This window comes from Streptomyces sp. NPDC033180 (assembly GCF_055577645.1).
In genome coordinates this window covers 60,883-81,590 of record NZ_JBVIPU010000001.1, presented here as the reverse complement: position 1 = coordinate 81,590, position 20,708 = coordinate 60,883, and the positions used below count along the sequence as shown (strand labels likewise).

The following is a 20,708-nucleotide window of genomic DNA, read 5'->3' as shown; positions in this document are numbered from 1 at the left end:
CCGGGCCGGTGGGAATCTCAGCCCGTCCGGCGTTTGAGGACGAACTCGGCGGAGCCGGTGATGACGGCAACCAAGGCTCTCGCGCCAGAGCGAGTTCTCGGGAAGGGGCGGGGTTGGGGAAATTACCCCCCGAACGCCCCCCGCGCCGCCCCCAGCAATTGATCGGTGGTCCCCGGGTCGCGGACAGCGACCCGCAACCACTCCACCCCCAGCCCCGGAAACGTGTCCCCCCGCCGCAACGCGAACCCCCGCTCCCGCAACTGCTCGCGGAGGGCCGCTGCCCCCGGAGCCCGGAGCAGGACGAAGGGACCCTCCGCGGGCTCGACGGCCCGCACCCCGAGGGGGGCGAACTCCCGCAGGCCGCGGAGGAGATAGGCCCGGTCATGAGCCACCCGCACCGCCGCCGCCGAGGCCTCGGCAAGCGCCGCAGGGGCCACACACGCCTCCGCCGCCGCGAGGGCGGGTGAGGAAACCGGCCACAAGGGCTGGGCCCGCGACAAGGCGGCGATCGTCTCCGGGTCGGCGAGGACGTAACCGATCCGCAAACCCGCAAGGCCCCACGTCTTGGTGAGGCTTCGCAGGACGACGAGGCCGGGCACGTCCGTGCGGCCCGCCAGCGCCTCCCGTTCCCCCGGCACCGCGTCCATGAACGCCTCGTCGACCACCAACACCCGTCCAGGGCGGGCCAGTTCGGTGATCGAGGAAGCGGGGTGGAGAACCGACGTCGGGTTCGTCGGGTTGCCGATCACGACCAGGTCGGCGTCCTCGGGGACCTTCGCCCCCGCGAGACGGAAGCCGTCCTCCTCCCGGAGCAGCACCCGCCCCACCGAGTGCCCCGCATCCCGCAGCGCCGCCTCCGGCTCGGTGAACTGCGGGTGCACGACGACAGGCTGACGCGCTCTCAGGGCGCGGGCGAGGAGCACGAACGCCTCCGCCGCGCCCGACGTGAGCAGCACCCGGCCCGGCGACACCCCGTGCCGCTCCGCCACCGCCGCCCGCGCCACCCGGCCGTCCGGATAGGCGGCGAGGCCGTCGAGCGAGGCGGCGATGTGCCGCTTCAGCCAGGCGGGCGGGGTGTCCGCGCGGACGTTCACCGCGAGGTCGGTGAGGTCGGCGGCGCCCCGGACCTCGGCATCCCCGTGATGCCGCAGGTCCGGTTCACCGTCGTACCCGGTCCCGGTCCCGGTCTCAGTGCGAGTGCGCATGGGACCCGTGGTGGTGGCCGTGCCCATGACCGTGCCCATGACCGTGCGCGTGGTCCCCGTCGTCGTCCGGGTGGAAGTGCGGCTGCTGCGGGAGCCCCACCTTGTCCTCGAAGCCGGGGAGCGCGATGCGGTAGACGCAGGAGTCGCAGTTCATCCGCAGATCGCCCTTGACCGCCTCCCGGTAGCGTTCCATGACGAGGTCGAGCAGCTCCTCCTCGGGGCCGATCACGTTCGCCGAGCGCACCTCGGTGTCGGGGTGCGCGGCCGCCCAGCCGTCCGTCTGCTGGCGGACTCGGTCCGGCAGGATGCCGGTGAACAGGAAGTAGGGCAGGACCACGATCCGCTTGGCGCCCAGGCGTACGCAGCGGTCGAGGCCCGAGGGCACATCCGGCGCCGCGAGCGACACGAACGCCGTCTCCACGCCCGCGTAACCGCGCCCCTCCCACAGCAGCCGCGCCGCCTTGTGCACCTCCGCGTTGGCGTCCGGGTCGGTCGAACCGCGGCCCACGAGCAGCACCGTGACGTCCGCGCGGTCCTCGGGCGTGCGGACCGAGCCGCCGAGCGCCTCGTCCAGGCGGCGGTCGAGGACCTTCAGGAGCGAGGGGTGCGGGCCGAGCGGGCGGCCGTAGGTGTACGAGATGCCGGGGTGGCGCTCCTTCTCGCGGGTGAGCGCCGCGGGGATGTCGCCCTTGGCGTGCCCGGCCGACACCAGCATCAGCGGGACCGCCGCGAAGCGTTTGACACCCCGGTCCACGAGATCGGTGACCGCGTCACCCAGCGGCGGCGGCGACAGCTCGATGAAGCCGCCGGCGACCGGGAGTTCGGGGTTGCGCCGGGCGAGCTCCTGTACGAAGTCCCGGAAGGCTGCCGCCCCGGCGTCGTCACGGGTGCCGTGTCCGGCGATGAGCAGTGCGGGCGGGGTGGTCACTGGGACTCCTTGATTGCTTCGGTTGTTTCATTCGTACGATGCGACGGCCGGCCCGGGGCGGGGTGGTAGAGCAGCGCGTTCAGCGCCGCCGCAGCCACCGCCGAACCGCCCTTCTCCGACACGTTGCTGACGGCGGGAAGACCGCTCTCGCGCAGTGCCGCCTTGGACTCCGCCGCCCCCACGAAACCGACCGGCAGGCCGATCACCAGGGCGGGAGCCGCGTCGAGGACGAGCAGTTCCTCCAGGGCGGTGGGCGCGCAGCCGATCACCCAGAGGGCGCCGGGGCCCACTTCCTCGTACGCGAGACGGATCGCGTGGGCCGAACGCGTCAGATCGGGCGACGACTTGGCGTCCTTGAGGCGGCAGACCGTCTCGCGCTTGGTGATGCCCGCGGCGACCATCTCCACGTCGGTGACGACGGGGGCGCCCGCGTGCAGCGCCGCGTGTGCGGTCACCAGCGCGTCCTCGTCGGTGACGAGATCCGTCGCGTACTCCAGGTCCGCGGCGGAGTGGATGACGCGCTCCACGACCGCGCGGGTCAGCGGCGCGAAGTGCGAGGTGTCCAGGCGGGCCCGCAGTCGCCGGAACGACTCCTGCTCGATGGGGTGGACGACACGGGTCACTTGGACACCTCCGAAGGGGCCGCGGGGGCCTCGGAAGGGGCCGCGGAGACCTCGGAAGGGGCCGCGGAGACCTCGGAAGGGGCCGCGGGGGCCTCCGAAGGAACCGCAGGGTCCGCGTGCTGCCAGCGGTAGCCGCGCGGCGTCACCATGCGGCCCGCGATCTCGCGGGTCGCGGTGTTGCCGACGGTCACGACCGTCATCATGTCGACGACTGCCGGGTCGAGTTCGCCGATCGTGCTCAGACGCGCCGACTCGTCCGGGCGCGAGGCATTGCGCACCACACCCACGGGGGTCGTGGGCTCCCGGTGCTCGGCGAGGATCGACAGGGCCTTCGGCAGCTGCCAGTCGCGGCCCCGGCTGCGGGGGTTGTAGAAGGTGACGATGATGTCCGCCTCGGCCGCCGCGCGCACCCGGCGTTCGATGACCTCCCACGGCGTGTGCAGGTCGGACAGGCTGATGGACACGTGGTCGTGGCCGAGCGGTGCGCCGAGGATCGCCGCGGCGGCCAGCGCGGCCGTCACGCCGGGCACACCGATGACGTCGATGTCGTCGCTCGCCTCGGCGAGCGCGGGCGACGCCATCGCGTACACGCCCGCGTCACCGGATCCGATCAGCGCGACCGCCTGCCCCTTCTGGGCCTCGGCGACAGCGGTACGGGCGCGCTCCTCCTCGGCGCCCAGACCGGACTCGATGACCTTCGTGCCGGGCCGCAGCAGGTCACGGATCTGGTCCACGTACTGGTCGAGGCCGACGAGGACCGAGGCCCGGCGCAGCTCGTCGCGGGCGCGCGGCGTCAGCAGATCACGCGCGCCGGGTCCGAGCCCGACCACGGCGAGCCGGCCGCGGGGCGCACGGCGCACCACCGCGCAGGTCGCCATGGGCGCGCGGCCATCGGGCGCCGACTTCCGCTTGGGTACCAGGAGTTCACCGCCACCGCGCAGTGCGGCGGCCTCCGCCACGGAGGGCGTACCGACGGCGGCGAGCGGCGCGTCGGAGGGGTTCGGTACGTCGACACCGGCCAGCTCGTCGGCCGCGTACGTCACCACCGGCACCCCGAGCCGCGCAGCCGCCTCGACGATGCCGGGCTCCTCGGCCTTCGCGTCGACGGTCGCGAGCGCGGCGACGGAGGCGGGGGAGAGCCCCGCTTCCCGGAGGGTGTCCCGGATGAGCCCGATGACTTCCTCGGCGGGTGCGCCCCTGCTCGCGCCCACGCCCACGGTGAGCGAGCCGGGACGCAACACGGCCTCACCCGGGCCGAGTTCGAGCAGCCGGTCCGTCACCCACACGGCCGACCGTCCCTGACCGGGCGTGACGTTGGGTGGCAGTGCGGGCAGCGGGTGGGCCAACTCCGCGTGCAGGGCGACCGGTTCGCCGTCCAGGATCGCGCGGGTGACCCCGGCGACATCCCCCTCCGCCGGAATGCCGAGCGTGTCGAGCCCAGGGACGTCCACGGAGTCGGTCGCCGTCGTCACGACAGGCGTGGCCCCCAGAAGCTCTCCCACCTCCTGGGCCAGGGCATTGGCGCCCCCCTCGTGGCCGCCGAGCAGGGCGACCGCGAAACGCCCGGCCTCATCGACGCACACGACCCCCGGGTCGACGTCCTTGCCCCGCAGGAGCGGCGCGGCAAGGCGCACCACCGCGCCGGTGGCCAGGAAGCACACCACCTGCTCGCACTCCGCGAAGGCCCGCTCCAGGGCCTCCCGCACGGGACCCTCGTACACCCGCGTCCGCGAGGACCACGCTGCGGCGACGCGGTCGCGTGCCGCGCCGCCCGCCGCCGTGGCGGAGATCAGGCCGATCACTGAACTACTCCTTCAGGCAAGGAAGATGGGGGGCGGGTGCCCCCCACCGATGAGGGGCGGGTGCCCCACACCAGAAAGACCGGATTGGCCGCGGCGAGCCGCGAGACCTCACCGGGCAGCGGCGCGAGCCGCGACGACTGCAGCAGTACGCCGTCGCAGTCGTACCCGGCACCGCTCAGCGCGGCCCGGACCGCGGGCACCCGGTCGATCGCGGCCATGGCGACCACGACGGTCCGCCGTGCGCGCCGCGCGCACGCGGTCACTATGGCGGGCAGCTCACGGCCGCCGCCGCCGATGAACACGGCGTCCGGGTCCGAGAGGTCGGAGAGGACAGTGGGCGCGGCCCCGTGCACGGCGCGTACGTCGACACCGTGCGCGGCGGCGTTGGCACGCACGCGCTCGACGCCGTCGGCGGTCTTCTCCACGGCGACGACGGCCGCCCCGAACCGCGCGCACTCCACGGCGACCGATCCCGAACCCGCGCCGATGTCCCACACGAGGTCGCCGACGCGCGGCCCGAGCCGGGCCAGGGCGAGCGCCCGCACCTCGAACTTGGTGATCATCGAGTCGCGGTGCGTGAACTCGTCCTCGTCCAGGGCCCAGCGGCCGGGGGAGGGGCGTGGCCCGGCGACAGTGCGCACGGGCGCCAGGGCCCGTTCCTCGTCCAGGCACAGGACGACGCTCACCCCGGTGCCCCAGTCGCGGCCCGCGGCCTCGGCAGGCGTGACCCGCTCGACGCGCTCGTGCTCCGGGTCGCCCAGGGCGGACGCGACGACGAGAACGCGGGTGTCGACGCGGCGCATCAGCTCGCCGCCGAGCTCGGCGGGGCCGCTGCCGGGGCCGGTCAGGACGGCCACCTTGGGGTGCGCGCCGCAGACGTTCACGGCGGTGCGCGGATCGCGGCCGTGCGCGCTCACCACCACCGCGTCGTCCCACGGAAGCCCGACCCGCGCGAAGGCGGTGGCGACGGACGAGACGCCGGGCCGGATGTCCAGCGCGGCGGGCCCGAAACGCTCGGCGAGCGCCCGCACGATCCCGAAGAACCCAGGGTCCCCGGAGGCGAGCACGACCACACCGCCGCCCTCGGTCGCGCCGTCCGCGTCCGCCTTCGCCAGCTGCTCCTCGACGGCGTCGAGCGCGGGGGCGAGCGGCCCCATCACCACGCGGGCCGTCCCCGGCGGCAGCTGGGCGGCGTCGATGTGCCGCCGTGCTCCCACCACGAGACCCGCGGCGCGCACGGCGTCGAGGGCCGCCGCGTCGAGCGGCGCCCCCGTCCCCGTACCGAAGACCGTGATCATGAAGTGGCCTTCTCGGCCCGTAGCGCGGCCCGTGCCCGCGGGTCCGCCTTGCGGTAGCCGTGGAAGTGGCCCGGGTGGTACAGGTGCGAGCGGGTGCCGTGCGCGGCGAGGGCGGGGCCGACCAGGAAGAGGGTGTGCTTCCAGAGCTTGTGCTCCTTGACCGTCTCTTCGAGGGTCTCGATGGTGCAGTGCAGGACGAGCTCCTCGGGCCACGTCACCTGGTACGCGATGACGACGGGTGTGGTCGTCGGGTAGCCCCCTTCCAGGAGCTCCCGCACCAACTGGCCGCTGCGCGCCGTCGAGAGGAACAGCGCCATCGTCGTGCCGTGCCGCGCGAACTCCCGCACTTCCTCGCCGGGCGGCATCGGCGTCTTGCCGCCGCCGAGCCGGGTGAGGATCACGGACTGCGCGACCTCGGGGATCGTCAGCTCGCGCTGCGCGATCGCGGCGACCGCCGAGAACGACGAGACGCCGGGCACGATCTCGGTCGCCACGCCGATGTCGGCGCACCGGTCGACCTGCTCCTGGGTGCCGCCCCACAGGGCGGGGTCGCCGGAGTGGATCCGGGCGACCTTCAGGCCCTCGGTGGCGGCCCGCTCGTACACGGCGACCACCTCTTCGAGGGACATCGTCGCCGAGTCGAGGATCTCTGCGCCCTCACGCGCGTGTTCGAGAACTTCCGGCTGTACGAGGCTGGCCGCCCAGATGACGACATCGGCGTCGGCGATGGCTCGTGCGGCGCGGAAGGTGAGCAGGTCGGCGGCGCCGGGCCCTGCCCCGACAAAGGTCACCTTGCCGGTGGTGGCTTCGGCGTCGGCCATGGGTGGGTTCCTCTCGTACGAAACAGAAAAAACAGTGGGTGTCGCCCCGCGCCGGATGTGCGGGGCGGGGGGTCAATCGGCTAGCAAGGGCGCATGGCGGTGTTCGTGGCGCTCGGCGCCTTTGTGATGACCCTGGTGGGCGGCTGGACGGCCCAGCGGGTCACCGACCGGCGCCACCTCGTCCTGGGGCTCGCGGGCGGTCTGATGCTCGGCGTGGTCGGCCTCGACCTGCTTCCGGAGGCGCTGGAAGCCGCAGGCACCCCGGTCTTCGGTGTCCCCGCGGCGCTGCTCCTCTTCGTCGCGGGCTTCCTCGCCGCGCACCTCGTGGAGCACCTCCTCGCGGGCCGGCACGCCGGGCACGGGGCGGAGGAGCACACGAACGGACGGGTCCCCCAGGTGGGCCTGACGGCGGCCGGCGCGATGGTCGGGCACAGCGCCATGGACGGCATCGCGATCGGCGCCGCCTTCCAGGTGGGCGGCGGCATGGGAGCGGCGGTGGCCGTCGCGGTCATCGCCCATGACTTCGCGGACGGCTTCAACACGTACACGCTGACCAGCCTGTACGGGAACGCCCGCCGCAAGGCCATCGCGATGCTGTTCGCGGACGCGGTGGCCCCGGTGGTGGGCGCCGCGTCGACGCTCCTGTTCACCATTCCGGAGCAACTGCTCGGTGGATATCTCGGCTTCTTCGGCGGAGCGCTGCTCTACCTGGCCGCGGCGGAGATCCTGCCGGAGGCGCACCACGAGCACCCGGCCCGCTCGACGCTGCTGTGCACGGTGGCGGGGGCGGCGTTCATCTGGCTGGTGGTGGGCATCGCGGAGTGAGGCCGCGGCACGCGCCGAGGCGTGCGCGGTGATCACAGTTTTCCGCCCCGGCCGCCTTCGCGCCGCGCGGGAGCGATGAGCGTGGACAGATAGGGCAGCGGGGCATCGCCGATACCCGCGGCGCCCTGGATGGACTCCTCGGGCAGTCCGAGCGCGGAGCCCCACACGGCGTCGTCGGCACGCCCGGTCTCGCGCAGCGCGGCGGCCACCTCATGCGCGAGCCGCCCGAACTTGTACGCGACGACCGTGCCGGGCCCGGCGAGCGCGTCCTTGAGGACGGCGGCGCCCGCGGTCACCGGCACCAGCGTCAGCGGCTCGGTCCCCTCGGTGAGGACGGCGCCGCTGCGCGCGGCGAGATCCTGCATGGCGGTGATGCCGGGCACGGTCTCCACCACGACGCCCGGCACCAGCTCCGCGATGGTCTGCGCGAGATAGGTGAACGTCGAGTACACATTGGGGTCGCCGATCGTCGCGAACGCCACCGAGCCGTGCTCCCGCAGCAGCGCGGCGACCCGCTCACCGGCGGCGTCCCAGGCGGCCTCGCGGCGCTGCCGGTCACTGCGCTCGTTGAGCGCGAACACGACACGTACGACCTTGTCCTCGGGGACGTAGTGCAGCACGGTCGCCTCGGCCCGGCCGCGCTCCCCGCCATCGGTTCCGTCGGCCGCGGCCATGACGGGTACGACGACGACAGCGGCGGCGCGCAGGGCGTTCACGCCCTTGACGGTCACGAGCTCGGGATCTCCGGGGCCGACCCCGACACCGACCAGCTTGCTGCTCATGCTCTGCACCTCTCTACGAACCGACGGGCGATACCGGGTTCGGCGGCCCAATGCGTGTGCAGGTAACTCGCGTGCACACCCTGTTGTACGAAGCCTTCGACGCGCCGTTCAGGGGCGTGCAGACCCCAGGCGGGAGCCGCCCCGGCGCCCGGCTCGACGACGGTGCGGTGGAACTCGTGCCCGCGCATCCGGGTCCCGACCGCCGCGAGGGAGCTGTCGGACACGGCCACGGCCTCGCGGTAGCCGAGCGTGAGCCGCTCGGACATGCGCGCGTGCGCGTCCAGCACCCCGCACATCGGCTTACCGTCCAACTCCCGGGTCAGATAAAGCAGTCCGGCGCATTCGGCGGCGACGGGCGCCCCGCTCAGCGCCAGCTCGGCGACGGCCTTGCGCAGCGGCTCGTTGGCGGAGAGCTCGGGTGCGTACACCTCGGGGAACCCGCCCCCGATCACCAACCCCGCTGTACCGGGGGGCAGTTCTTCATCGTGCAACGGATCAAAGGTGACGACGTCGGCCCCGGCGGCGGCAAGCAGCTCGGCATGCTCCGCATAGGAGAACGAGAAGGCGGCTCCACCGGCGATGGCGATGACGGGGTTCGTCATCCCTCCCGGTGGCACATCCAGCCCCTCCGGCGTTTGAGGAGCGGGGTCTGGGGCGGAGCCCCAGTTTCGGGAAGGGGCGGGATTGGGGAAGGAAGCGCCGCAGGCAAGAGCCGCACCCGCATCCCAAGCGTCGCCCCCCACCGGGGGAGCGCTCCGTGCCAAGGCAAGCAACGCGTCCAGATCGCAGCCCTCCCGCACTTGCGAAGCCAGAGCCGCGACAGACTCCAAAGCCTCAGCCCGCCGCTCGGCGACCGGCACGAGCCCAAGGTGCCGCGAGGGTGCCTGGACCTGCGGTGCGCGCCCCAGCGCCCCCAGCACAGGCACCCCGCACTCATCAAGCGCCTCCCGCAGCAACGCCTCATGCCGCGCGGACCCCACCTTGTTCAGGATCACGCCCCCGATCCGCACCTCCGGGTCCCAGGAGGCGAAGCCGTGCACCAGCGCGGCCACGGACCGGGACTGCGACGACGCGTCGACGACAAGCACGACCGGCGCCCGCAGCAGCTTCGACACCTGTGCGGTGGAAGCCAGTTCACCCTGCCCGGAGGCCCCGTCGTAAAGACCCATGACGCCCTCGACCACGGCGAGATCACACCCACGCGCCCCGTGGGCGAACAGGGGCGCGACCAACTCCGGCCCGCACATGTACGCATCCAGGTTGCGGCCCGGCCGCCCCGTGGCCAGCGCGTGATACCCGGGGTCGATGTAGTCGGGCCCCACCTTGTGCGGGGACACGGCGAGCCCGGCCGCGGAGAACGCGGCCATCAATCCCGTGGCGACGGTCGTCTTCCCGCTTCCGGAAGACGGCGCCGCGACGACGAGCCGAGCTACCACTCGATGCCCCTCTGGCCCTTCTGCCCGGCATCCATCGGATGCTTCACCTTGGACATGTCGGTGACGAGATCGGCGAACTCGACCAGATCAGCGGGCGCGTTGCGCCCCGTGATGACGACATGCTGGTTCCCCGGCCGCCCCCGGAGCGTCTCGATCACCTCGTCCGTGTCGATCCACCCCCAGTGCATGGGGTAGGCGAACTCGTCGAGGACGTACAGCTGGTACGTCTGCGCGGCGAGGTCACGCTTGACCTGCTCCCAGCCCTCGCGGGCCTTCTCCTCGTTGCTCTGCTCGCCGTCGGCGGGCGCCCGCTGGATCCACGACCAGCCCTCGCCCATCTTGTGCCAGTCGACGGACCCGCCCTCGCCGGATGCCCCGAGCACCTTCAGGGCGTTCTCCTCGCCGACCTTCCACTTCGCCGACTTCACGAACTGGAAGACCCCGATGGGCCACCCCTGATTCCAGGCCCGCAGCGCGAGACCGAAAGCGGCGGTGGACTTCCCCTTGCCGATCCCGGTGTGCACGACGACCAGCGGACGGTTGCGCCGCTGGCGCGTGGTGAGCCCGTCGTCCGGCACCACGCTCGGCTGCCCCTGAGGCATCAGGCCACGCTCCTCGTTCGAGTTCCCTGTACGTCCTTGACGAGCCCGGCGATGGACTCCGCCCGCAGTTCGTCGAGCGTCACGGCGGTCCCGCCGAGCTCACCCGCGAGCTGCCCCGCGAGCCCGAGCCGCACGGGCCCCGACTCGCAGTCGACGACCACCGAAGCGATCCCCGCGGCCCCGAAGAGCCGCGCGGCACGCCCCGCCTGAGCCACCGGCTCCACGCCTCCCGTGGCCCGCCCGTCCGTCACGACCACCACCAGCGGACGCCGCGCGGGATCGCGCAGCCGCTCCACCCGCAGCACCTCGTGCGCCCTGAGCAGCCCGGCCGCCACGGGGGTACGCCCGCCCGTGGGCAGCGACTCCAGGCGCGCGGCGGCAGCGTCCACGGAGGACGTGGGCGGCAGCGCCACCTCGGCATCGGCTCCCCGGAAGGTGACGAGGCCGACCTTGTCCCGCCGCTGGTAGGCGTCGAGCAGCAGCGAGAGCACCGCCCCCTTCACGGCACTCATCCGCTGTCGCGCCGCCATGGACCCCGAGGCGTCCACGACGAAGAGCACGAGGTTGCCCTCACGCCCCTCCCGCGTCGCCTGCCGCAGATCGTCACGCCGCACGACGAGCCCCCGCCCCGAGCGACCGCGCGCCCGCTGATGCGGGGCAGCCGCCTGCACGGTGGCCGCCAAGTGCAGCTTGGTGAGCGCCCCTTGGGGCCGCCGGGCCCCGGTGGTCCGCCCGTGCTCGGTGCGCGCCCGGGAGCGCCGCCCCGCAGCGCCCTCGCCGAGGCCGGGCACGCTCAGCATCTTGGTGCGGAACGGCTCGGCGGCCCGCACGGGCTGCTGCTCACCGCCGCCGGCGGCCGGAGCCTGCGCGGGCGACGCCTCGTCGTCCTGGCCCGCGTCGTCCTGGCCCGCGTCGCTCTGCGACTCCGGCGAGCCGGGGGTGTCGGGCGTGTCGGGTCCGTTCTCCGGGGGCTTGCCGCCACCGCCGGGGCCGTCGGGGTCCGGGTCGTCGTCGCCCTGGTCACTGTCCGAGGACTGCTCCAGCGTGTCGTCGAGCTTGTCCTCGTCGAGCCCCGGCGCGTCGAAGGGGTTGCGCCGACGCCGGTGCGGAAGCGCCAGGAGCGCGGCCTGCCGGACATCCTCGGCGAGCACGTCCTCGCGCCCCGCCCAGGCGGCGAGCGCTGTCGCGGTGCGCGCCATCACGATGTCGGCCCGCATCCCGTCGACCTCGAAGGCCGCGCAGGTGGCCGCGATCTGCCGCAACGCCCTGTCACCCAGCCGTACTTGGGGGAGCAGCGCGCGGGCGGCGACGATCCGGGCCCGCACCGCGGACTCCTCGTCGTGCCACCGCGCGGCGAACCCCTCCGCGTCGTCGTCGTACGCGAGCCGTCGCCGTACGACCTCGACGCGCTGATCGGTCTCGCGCGAGGCGGCGACCTCGACGGTGAGCCCGAACCGGTCGAGCAACTGCGGGCGCAGTTCACCCTCTTCGGGGTTCATGGTGCCCACGAGCAGGAACCGCGCGGCATGCCGCACGGAGACGCCCTCGCGCTCGACGTACGAGGCGCCCATGGCGGCGGCGTCGAGCAGCAGGTCGACCAAGTGGTCGTGCAGCAGGTTCACTTCGTCGACGTAGAGGATGCCGCGATGGGCGTCGGCGAGCAGCCCCGGCTCGAAGGCCTTGACGCCCTCGGCGAGCGCCCGCTCGATGTCGAGCGCTCCCACGAGGCGGTCCTCGGAGGCGCCGACGGGCAGCTCGACCATCCGGGCGTCCCGCACGGAGGCCCCGCCGACGTCGTGCGGGCCGTCCGGGCAGGCGGGGTCGGGGGCGGCCGGGTCACAGGAGAACCGGCAGCCGGCGACGACGGGCACCTGCGGCAGCAGCGCCGAAAGGGCGCGCACGGCGGTGGACTTGGCGGTGCCCTTCTCGCCGCGGACGAGCACGCCGCCGACGGCGGGCGACACGGCGTTGAGCAGCAGGGCGAGCCGCAGGTCGTCCTGACCGACGAGAGCGGTGAAGGGATAGGGAGTGGTCACAAGGCCTCCATTGCGTGATCCAGGGCGGGGCAGGGGACGGCGGGCCTCACCCGTCCCCCTCCAACTCGCCCTCAAGCTCCAGGTAGGTGGCCCGCAGCCGCTCCAAGGTCGCCGCGTCGGGCTCGGCCCAAAGACCGCGCTCGGCCGCTTCGAGCAGCCGCTCGGAGATCCCGCGCAGCGCCCAGGGGTTGGACTTCTGCATGAACTCCCGGTTCTCGGGGTCGAAGACGTACTCGGCGGAGAGCTTCTCGTACATCCAGTCGTCGACCACGCCCGCGGTCGCGTCGTACCCGAAGAGGTAGTCCACGGTGGCGGCCATCTCGAAGGCCCCCTTGTAGCCGTGGCGCCGCATGGCCGCCATCCAGCGGGGATTGACCACGCGCGCCCGGAAGACCCGGTGGGTCTCCTCGCCCAGGGTCCGTGTCTTGACCTGGTCGGGCGTGGCCGAGTCGCCCACGTACGCCTCGGGGGACTCGCCCGTCAGATGGCGCACCATGGCGACCATGCCGCCGTGGTACTGGAAGTAGTCGTCGGCGTCGACCAGGTCGTGTTCCCGGGTGTCCACGTTCTTGGCCGCGACGTTGATCCGGCGGAACGCGGTCTCCATGTCCCCGCGCGCGGCCTTCCCGTCCAGGCCGCGCCCGTACGCGTATCCGCCCCACACCGCGTACACCTCGGCGAGGTCGGCGTCGCTGCGCCAGTTGCGCGCGTCGATCAGCGGAAGGAGGCCCGCGCCGTACGCACCGGGCTTGGATCCGAAGATCCGGGAGGTGGCCCGGCGCCGGTCGGCGTGCTCGGCGGTGTCCTCGTCGGCGTGCGCCCGTACGTAGTTGGCTTCCGGGGCTTCGTCGAGTTCCGCCACGGCCCGCACCGCGTCGTCGATCAGGCCGATGACGTGCGGAAACGCGTCGCGGAAGAACCCGGAGATCCGCACCGTCACATCGATGCGCGGCCGCCCGAGCTCCTCCGCGGGCACGATCTCGAACCCGGTGACGCGCCGGGACGCGTCGTCCCAGACGGGGCGGCAGCCGAGGAGCGCGAGGATCTCCGCGATGTCGTCGCCCTGCGTGCGCATGGCCGACGTGCCCCACACGGTCAGGCCGACCGACTTCGGGTAGTCGCCGGTGTCCGCCAGATAGCGCGCGATGAGCGAGTCGGCGAGCGACTGGCCGACCTCCCAGGAGAGCCGCGAGGGAATCGCCTTGGGGTCGACGGAGTAGAAGTTGCGGCCGGTCGGCAGCACGTTCACGAGCCCGCGCGTGGGCGACCCGGAGGGACCGGCGGGGACGTAACCGCCGTCGAGCGCCCGCAGAATGTGCCCGATCTCGTCCGTGGTCCTGGCCAGCCGGGGCACGACCTCCTCGCACGCGAAGCCCAACACGGCCACCGCGGGCGGCAGTTCGACGCCGACCACGTCCCGCACGAGCTCGCGCACGGCCAAGAGCTCCCAGCCGCGCTCCTCCATGCCCTCGGCGAGCCGACGGCACAGCTGCTCCAGGAGGTCCAGCGCGTCGGCGCCGCTCCGCGCTGGCCCGTCGACCAGCGACGTCAGACCGTCCGCGACCTTCACCGCGGCGCCCGGCTCGGCGAGCAGCTCCTTCTCGCTGAGACCGAAATGCTCGGCGAGGCAGGCCCGCAGACCGGGAAGGGCGTTCGCCTGACCTCCCCACACCTGCGAGGCCCGCAGAACGGCGAGCACCAGATTGACGCGCGCCTCGCCCTCGGGACCGCCGCCGAGGATGTGCAGACCGTCGCGGATCTGCACATCCTTGATCTCGCACAGATATCCGTCGATGTGCATGACGAACTCGTCGAACTCGACGTCGTCGGGCTGCTCGTCGACATGCAGGTCGTGATGGAGCTCGGCGGCCTTCACCAGCGTCCAGATCTGCGCGCGCACGGCAGGGGCCTTCGTCGGATCAAGGTCGCTGACCAGCGCGTACTCGTCGAGGAGCTGCTCCAGCTTCGCCAGGTCCCCGTAGGTGTCCGCGCGCGCCATCGGCGGCACCAGGTGGCCCACCACCGTGGCGTGCCCGCGCCGCTTGGCCTGGGTGCCCTCGCCCGGGTCGTTCACGATGAACGGGTAGATGAGCGGCAGCTCGCCGAGCACCGCGTCCGGGGCGCAACTCCCGCTCAGGCCAAGGCCCTTGCCCGGCAGCCACTCCATCGTGCCGTGCTTGCCCATGTGCACGATCGCGTCGGCGCCGAAGGACAGCTCCAGCCAGCGGTAGGCCGCCATGTAGTGGTGCGATGGCGGCATGTCGGGGTCGTGGTAGATCGCGATCGGGTTCTCGCCGAAGCCGCGCGGCGGCTGGATCATCACGACGACGTTCCCGAACTGCAGGGAGGCGAGCACGATGTCGTCGCCGTCCACGTACAGATTGCCGGGCGGCTCGCCCCACGCCTCCAGCATGCCGTCGCGCAGCTCCGGGTCCAGCTTGTCGAACCACGCCCGGTAGTCCGCGAGCGGCACGCGCGCGGGGGCGGCGGCCAGCTGCTCCTCGGTGAGCCACTCGACGTCATGGCCACCGGCGTTGATGAGCCGGTGGATCAGCTCGTCGCCGTTGTCCGGGTGGCCCTCGACGGCGTACCCGGCGTCCCGCAGCGAGTCCAGGACGCGGATCGCCGAAGCGGGGGTGTCCAGGCCGACCGCGTTGCCGACGCGCGAGTGCTTCGTCGGGTACGCGGTGAAGACCAGCGCGAGCTTCTTCTCGGCGTTCGGCTTGTGCTTCAACTGGGCGTGGCGCAGGGCGATTCCGGCGACCCGGGCGGCGCGCTCGGGGTCGGCCACGTACACCGGTACGTCGTCGGGGCCCTGCTCCTTGAAGGAGAACGGCACGGTGATGACACGGCCGTCGAACTCGGGGATCGCCACCTGCATGGCCGCGTCCATGGGGGAGAGCGCGGCATCCGACGCGTCCCACGTGGCACGCGAGGAGGTCAGGCAAAGTCCTTGCAGGACAGGGATGTTGAGGTCGGCGAGGGCGCCGATGTCCCACGCCTCCTCGTCGCCGCCCGCGCTCGCGCCGGAGGCGTGGGTGCCGCCCGCCGCGAGGACGGTCGCCACAAGCGCGTCCGCCCGCCCCAGGATCTCGTACAGGCCGGCGTCAGCGCCGCGCAGCGAACCGCAGTACACAGCAAGGGCGTTGGCGCCCCGCGCCTCGATCGCGTCGCACAGCGTGTCGACGAAGCCGGTGTTCCCGGAGAGCTGGTGTGCCCGGTAGAAGAGCACCCCCACGGTCGGTCTGCCCTCGACGTGGGCGCGGCTGCCGTGCACCCCGTACTCGGGCATCTTCCGCGGTTCGGCGCTCTGCCGCTCGTGAGCGTCTCCGGAGCGCGTGTGCCCCGCCGCGAGGACGTCCTCCTTGAGGAATCGCGCGAGCTCGCGCAGATTCTCCGTGCCGCCCTCGACGAGATACCGCAGCGCCTCCGCCACGGACCCCGCGTGCACGGTCGACTCGGCCATCAACTCCGCGTCCGGCACGGCCTCGCCACCGAGCAGCACCGTCGGGATCCCGGCGGCCTTCAGCGCCGCGAGCCCGTCCTCCCACGCCCGCTTGCCGCCGAGCAGACGTACGACGGCGATGTCCGCGCCCTCGATCAGCGCGGGCAGCTCGGCCTGCGCGTCGACGCGGGTCGGGTTGCCGATGCGGTAGGGGGCGCCGGAGGCACGGGCGGCAAGGAGGTCCGTGTCGGCGGTGGAAAGAAGCAGGACGGTCATGAGGGTGCCCCCGGTGCGATGAAGGGGAGACCGGACGGTGCGCCGGTCTCGATCAGGCTGAGCAGCGCGTCCGTGTCCGCGTGTTCTTCGATCAGGTCGCCGAGCAGGTCGAGCTGCTCCTCGCGCAGGGCGCCGAAGCTGGTGTCGGGCGCGGGCACGAAGCGGCGCCCGGCGGCGCGGGCGACCTCGGTCAAGAAGCGGCGCCGGAACGCGTCGGACTCCAGGGAGCCGTGCCAGTGCGTGCCCCACACCTCGCCGACCCGACAGCCGTCCAAGAAGGGCTCTCCGCCCAGGACTTGAGCGACGCCGTGATGGATCTCGTACCCCTCGACGGGTTCACCGAGGGCTTCACCGACCGGTCTGGCGAGGGTCTTCTCGCGCGCGAACCGCACGCGCACGGGCAGCAGTCCGAGCCCGCGCACCGCTCCCGCCCGTGACTCGACCTCGTCCTCGATGTGCTCGCCGAGCACCTGGAATCCACCGCAGATCCCGAGCACGGGACGCCCCTCGGCGGCGCGGCGCGCGATGGCGTCGGCGAGACCGCGTTCGCGCAGCCACTGCAGGGCGCGGACCGTGCCGCGCGTCCCCGGCACGATCACGAGATCGGCGTCGACCAGTTCCTCGGCCCGGTCCACGAACCGCACGACGACGCCGGGTTCGGCGGCCAGGGCGTCCACGTCGGTGAAGTTCGACATGAGCGGAACGGCGCACACAGCGACCCGCAGCACGTCCTCACCGACCGGGGGAGCGACGACGGACTCCCGCACGGCGCCCCGCAGGGACACCCTCAGCCCGTCCTCCTCGTCGATGCCGAGGCCGTGCTGGAACGGCAGCACTCCGAACGTGCGCCGCCCGGTCAGCTCATGGAGCATGTCGAGCCCGGGTTCGAGTAGCGAGACGTCGCCCCGGAACTTGTTGACGAGATACCCGGCGACCAGCTCCTGGTCCTCGGCGCTCAGCAGCGCGGTGGTCCCGAAGAAGGAGGCGAAGACGCCCCCTCGGTCGATGTCTCCCACCACGACGACGGGGAAGCGGGCGGCCCGCGCGATCCCCATGTTCACGATGTCCGTACGTCGCAGATTGATCTCGGCGGGACTGCCCGCACCTTCGCAGATCACGGCGTCATAGCTGCCCCGAAGTTCCCCAAGGCATCCCACGACGGTCGACAACAACGCTTCCTGCCGCCCCCCGTGGTAGCCGCGCGCACTCATCTCGCCCACCGGCTTGCCCATGAGGACGACCTGGCTGCTGCGGTCGCTGCCCGGCTTGAGCAGCACGGGGTTCATCAGCGCGGTCGGCTCGACCATGGCGGCCTGCGCCTGCATGGCCTGGGCCCGTCCGATCTCGGCACCTTCGCGCGTGACAAAGGAGTTGAGGGACATGTTCTGCGCCTTGAAGGGCGCCACGGAGACCCCTTTGCGGGCCAGCCACCGGCAGATCCCGGCGGTGACGACGCTCTTCCCCGCGTCGGACGTGGTCCCGGCGACGAGCAGTCCACCACTCATGAGGCCCTGCCTTTCCGTAGCGTGCTCACGGCCGCGGCGACGCCCAGGGCGAGCAGCCCGACCCGCCGCGACAGCTTCACGGCCCGTTCGATGTCGAAGACTTCGACGCCCCGCCCGTCCCCGTTCAGGACGGGCCGGTGCTCGACACGCCCCGCGTACGAGAGAGTCCCCCCGAGCCGTACGCCCAACGCCCCCGCGAAGGCCGCCTCGACGGGCCCCGCGTTGGGGCTCGGATGCTTGGCGGCATCGTCACGCCAGGCCCGCACCGCGCCACGCGGCGCGTCCCCGGCGGCGGCCGCGAGGACCGCGGTGAGCCGGGCGCCCGGCCACCCCAGAACGTCGTCGAGCCGCGCCGAAGCCCACCCGTAGCGCCGGTACTTCACGGACCTGTGCCCGACCATGGCGTCGAGCGTGTTGACGGCACGGAAGGCGACAAGCCCGGGGACCCCGCCAACGGCCCCCCACACCAGGGCCCCCACCACGGCGTCGGACGTGTTCTCGGCGACGGACTCGACCACGGCCCTCGCGATGCCGTCGGCATCGAGCGCCTGCGGATCCCGGCCGCACAGATGCGGCAGCCGCTCCCGCGCCACCTCGATGTCCCCGGCGGCGAGCGCCCCGCCGACGGCCCGCGCCTCACGCCCCAGCGAGGTGCCGCCGACCACGGCCCAGGTGGTGGCGGCGGTCAGCGCGACGGACGCGGCGCGCGAGTCACGTACAAGAGAAGAGGCCAGGACGGCGGCGCCGTACGCGCCTCCGGCACACACCACGGCGTGCAGGGCGCCCCACCCGCGGTGGTCACGCCACAGCACACGCTCGACGGCGCCCGCGGCCCGCCCGAACGCGGCGACCGGATGCCCGCGGCGAGGATCGCCCAGGAACAGATCACCGAGGAGGCCGGCGGCGGCGCCGTACGCGAAGTCGCGATCGGCACGCATGGCTTCAGCCGGTCGTCGTGCCGAGAGGAGAGCTCGCGCTCGGGAACTGGTCCGGCAAGGGGCGGCCGCGCATGGCGATATGTCCTCACTCAGGGTGTCCGCGCCCTGGTACGACGTGATCGGCGGCGAGAGTTCCTGGCTTCCGAGGAGTCAGCTCCTCGATGACAGTGGCGGGACCGCGCCGGATTCGCACCGGCTTCCTCTTCTGCTGCCGTATTGGCTCCGGCAGTCCACCACGGCCCGCGAAGGCCCGTCAACTCGCCGTTGACCTGCGACGGGAGAGTGTGCGGAGGCCCACATACGAAGGTGGGGTGCGGGCCGCCGAAGCGTCCCGCACCCCACCCGGAAGCCCGGTTGTCAGGCGACGATCAGATAGATCCCGTACGCCACGGCTGCCGCGCAGAGCGCGAAGCACACGTACGCGCCCGTGCGGGCCGCGGCGGCGGTGCCGCCCGCCGCGGAGGCACCCGCCGAGGAGGCGCCGGACGTGGCCGCCTCGCGCTTGGAGAGGCCGACGATGCCGAGGGTGAACAGGCCCACCAGGGCCACCGTCACCGCGAGGCTGACTCCGAAGACGGAGCCGAGAGCTGCCCAGTCGATGTTCATGCTGACTTTTCCTTACACCGTGGCGGGCCGGGCGGGGTCCGCCACGGTGCTGGTCGGGGCCGCGATGGTGGCCTTGACGAAGTCGACGTCCGCGCTGGCCACGGCCGACCCGGTGGGGGGCGGTGTGACGGCGGCCATCGCGTTGGTCACGACGCCCACGGGCTCGGCGGCGGGGGAGCCGCCGATCTCGTCGTCGGCGACGTTCGTGTGGTCGACGGCGTTGCGGCGGGACAGCGCCCAGATGACGGCGGAGCCGCCGATGAGGAGCGCGGCGGTGACCGCGATGCCCCAGGGGCCCTGCTTGGTGAGGAACTCGGCCCCCGCGCCGACCAGACCGGCGGCCGGCAGGGTCAGACCCCAGGCGACGAACATGCGGGTCGCCGTGGACCAGCGGACCACGCCGCCCTTGCGGCCGAGGCCCGCGCCCATCACGGCGCCGGAGCAGGACTGGGTGGTGGAGAGCGAGAAGCCGATGTGCGAGGAGGCCAGGATGACCGTCGCGGCACTGGTCTGGGCGGCGAAGCCCTGCTGCGGCTGGAGGTCGGTGAGGCCCTTGCCCATGGTGCGGATGATGCGCCAGCCGCCGAGGTAGGTGCCGAGCGCGATGGCGACACCGGCCGAGACGATGACCCACAGCGGGGGGTTGGCGCCCGGGTTCAGTACGCCGCCCGTGACCAGGGCGAGCGTGATGATGCCCATGGTCTTCTGCGCGTCGTTCGTGCCGTGGGCCAGCGAGACGAGGCCCGCGGAGGCGATCTGACCGGCGCGGTAGCCCTTGGCCGTGGCCTTGGTGTCGGTGTTGCGGCCGATCCGGTACGTCAGGCGCGTGGCCACCAGCGCGGCGAGACCCGCCACGAGAGGCGCGGCCAGGGCCGGGATCAGGATCTTGGTGACGACGGTGCCGCCGTTGATCGACGACCAGCCCATCGACATGACCGCGGCGCCGATGAGGCCACCGAAGAGTGCGTGGGAGGAACTGGAGGGCAGGCCCACCAGCCAGGTCAGCAGATTCCAGAGGATCGCGCCGACCAGGGCCGCGAAGATCACCTCTGTCTTCAGTCCGTCCTCGTTGACGATGCCGCCAGAGATCGTCTTGGCGACTTCGACGGAGAGGAAAGCGCCGACCAGATTCAGCACGGCGGACATGGCCACCGCCGTCTTGGGCTTGAGAGCGCCAGTCGAGATGGTGGTAGCCATCGCGTTGGCTGTGTCGTGGAAACCGTTCGTGAAGTCGAACACGAGAGCGGTAACGATCACGATCCCGAGGAGAAGCGTGATGTGTTCCATTTACCCAGGCTTCTGTTGGACGTCAGTGGCAAGTGGAACGTAGGCAACCTTGATGAACGGAAAGTGAACTGGGCCGGGCCGTGCGGTGACCCAATTCGGGGCGCCTTCGCTCCGGTTCCGCTTGCGCCCCGCCGGTGATCGACCGGAGTGGCGGTGGGAGGCCCGGAATCCCGGCTTCCCAGAGTGCCTCACCACCCTCGGGCACACGCCTCAGGCCGGCTCGGCGAGCCGTCGAAGAGATTCTGATCACCAGTGCCGCCCGGCCGCCGCGCCGGTCGATCACCAGCCGCCTG

16 protein-coding genes and 1 riboswitch are annotated in these 20,708 nt (G+C 72.7%); of the genes, 1 reads left to right on the top strand and 15 read right to left on the bottom strand.

Annotated elements, in window-relative coordinates:
• Positions 1–122: 122 nt before the first annotated feature.
• The 6 genes from cobC to cobM are packed head-to-tail and all read right to left on the bottom strand — an operon-like array spanning position 123 to position 6,677.
• Complete coding sequence (cobC, locus tag ACZ5WE_RS00400; protein WP_467690242.1) at positions 123–1,205, bottom strand: Rv2231c family pyridoxal phosphate-dependent protein CobC; 1,083 nt, start codon at positions 1,203–1,205, stop codon at positions 123–125.
• Positions 1,189–2,133 (bottom strand): sirohydrochlorin chelatase, encoded by a 945-nt coding sequence (locus ACZ5WE_RS00395; RefSeq protein ID WP_467690244.1) that lies wholly within the window; start codon positions 2,131–2,133, stop codon positions 1,189–1,191. Before ACZ5WE_RS00395 ends, cobC begins: the two co-directional genes overlap by 17 nt.
• Positions 2,130–2,756, bottom strand: a complete 627-nt coding sequence (locus ACZ5WE_RS00390; protein ID WP_467690246.1) for a precorrin-8X methylmutase — start codon at positions 2,754–2,756, stop codon at positions 2,130–2,132. The genes ACZ5WE_RS00395 and ACZ5WE_RS00390 overlap by 4 nt, the downstream gene beginning before the upstream one ends.
• Complete coding sequence (gene cobJ, locus ACZ5WE_RS00385) at positions 2,753–4,558, bottom strand: precorrin-3B C(17)-methyltransferase (RefSeq protein WP_467690247.1); 1,806 nt, start codon at positions 4,556–4,558, stop codon at positions 2,753–2,755. The genes ACZ5WE_RS00390 and cobJ overlap by 4 nt, the downstream gene beginning before the upstream one ends.
• Positions 4,555–5,856, bottom strand: a complete 1,302-nt coding sequence (gene cbiE / locus ACZ5WE_RS00380) for a precorrin-6y C5,15-methyltransferase (decarboxylating) subunit CbiE (protein WP_467690248.1) — start codon at positions 5,854–5,856, stop codon at positions 4,555–4,557. Before cbiE ends, cobJ begins: the two co-directional genes overlap by 4 nt.
• Positions 5,853–6,677 (bottom strand): precorrin-4 C(11)-methyltransferase, encoded by an 825-nt coding sequence (cobM, locus tag ACZ5WE_RS00375; protein ID WP_467690250.1) that lies wholly within the window; start codon positions 6,675–6,677, stop codon positions 5,853–5,855. The genes cbiE and cobM overlap by 4 nt, the downstream gene beginning before the upstream one ends.
• 93 nt (positions 6,678–6,770) lie before the next feature.
• Between cobM and ACZ5WE_RS00370 the strand changes: the two genes are divergently transcribed.
• Positions 6,771–7,502 (top strand): ZIP family metal transporter, encoded by a 732-nt coding sequence (locus ACZ5WE_RS00370; RefSeq protein WP_467690251.1) that lies wholly within the window; start codon positions 6,771–6,773, stop codon positions 7,500–7,502.
• Positions 7,503–7,534: 32 nt separating this feature from the next.
• Here the strand turns inward: ACZ5WE_RS00370 and cobI are convergent, their stop codons facing one another.
• From cobI to ACZ5WE_RS00325, 9 genes are all read right to left on the bottom strand, one after another.
• Complete coding sequence (gene cobI / locus ACZ5WE_RS00365; protein ID WP_467690253.1) at positions 7,535–8,284, bottom strand: precorrin-2 C(20)-methyltransferase; 750 nt, start codon at positions 8,282–8,284, stop codon at positions 7,535–7,537.
• Positions 8,281–9,720, bottom strand: coding sequence for a cobyrinate a,c-diamide synthase (locus tag ACZ5WE_RS00360; RefSeq protein ID WP_467690254.1), 1,440 nt, complete (start codon positions 9,718–9,720; stop codon positions 8,281–8,283). The genes cobI and ACZ5WE_RS00360 overlap by 4 nt, the downstream gene beginning before the upstream one ends.
• Entirely contained in the window at positions 9,714–10,322 is a 609-nt protein-coding gene (gene cobO / locus ACZ5WE_RS00355) for a cob(I)yrinic acid a,c-diamide adenosyltransferase (protein ID WP_467690256.1), read from the bottom strand. The genes ACZ5WE_RS00360 and cobO overlap by 7 nt, the downstream gene beginning before the upstream one ends.
• Complete coding sequence (locus ACZ5WE_RS00350) at positions 10,322–12,358, bottom strand: putative cobaltochelatase (RefSeq protein ID WP_467690257.1); 2,037 nt, start codon at positions 12,356–12,358, stop codon at positions 10,322–10,324. Before ACZ5WE_RS00350 ends, cobO begins: the two co-directional genes overlap by 1 nt.
• Before the next feature lie 46 nt (positions 12,359–12,404).
• A complete protein-coding gene (gene cobN, locus ACZ5WE_RS00345) occupies positions 12,405–16,079 on the bottom strand; it encodes a cobaltochelatase subunit CobN (RefSeq protein ID WP_467690259.1) in 3,675 nt (1,224 codons plus the stop codon).
• Positions 16,076–17,584, bottom strand: coding sequence for a cobyric acid synthase (locus tag ACZ5WE_RS00340; RefSeq protein WP_467690260.1), 1,509 nt, complete (start codon positions 17,582–17,584; stop codon positions 16,076–16,078). Before ACZ5WE_RS00340 ends, cobN begins: the two co-directional genes overlap by 4 nt.
• On the bottom strand, positions 17,581–18,522 hold the full coding sequence (locus ACZ5WE_RS00335) for a cobalamin biosynthesis protein (protein ID WP_467690262.1): 942 nt from the start codon (positions 18,520–18,522) through the stop codon (positions 17,581–17,583). Before ACZ5WE_RS00335 ends, ACZ5WE_RS00340 begins: the two co-directional genes overlap by 4 nt.
• A gap of 107 nt (positions 18,523–18,629) precedes the next feature.
• Positions 18,630–18,775, bottom strand: a riboswitch (cobalamin riboswitch).
• Between the two features lie 104 nt (positions 18,776–18,879).
• On the bottom strand, positions 18,880–19,128 hold the full coding sequence (locus ACZ5WE_RS00330) for a hypothetical protein (RefSeq protein WP_467690263.1): 249 nt from the start codon (positions 19,126–19,128) through the stop codon (positions 18,880–18,882).
• A 12-nt stretch (positions 19,129–19,140) separates the two neighbouring features.
• Positions 19,141–20,415, bottom strand: coding sequence for an inorganic phosphate transporter (locus ACZ5WE_RS00325; protein WP_467690265.1), 1,275 nt, complete (start codon positions 20,413–20,415; stop codon positions 19,141–19,143).
• Positions 20,416–20,708: the final 293 nt, after the last annotated feature.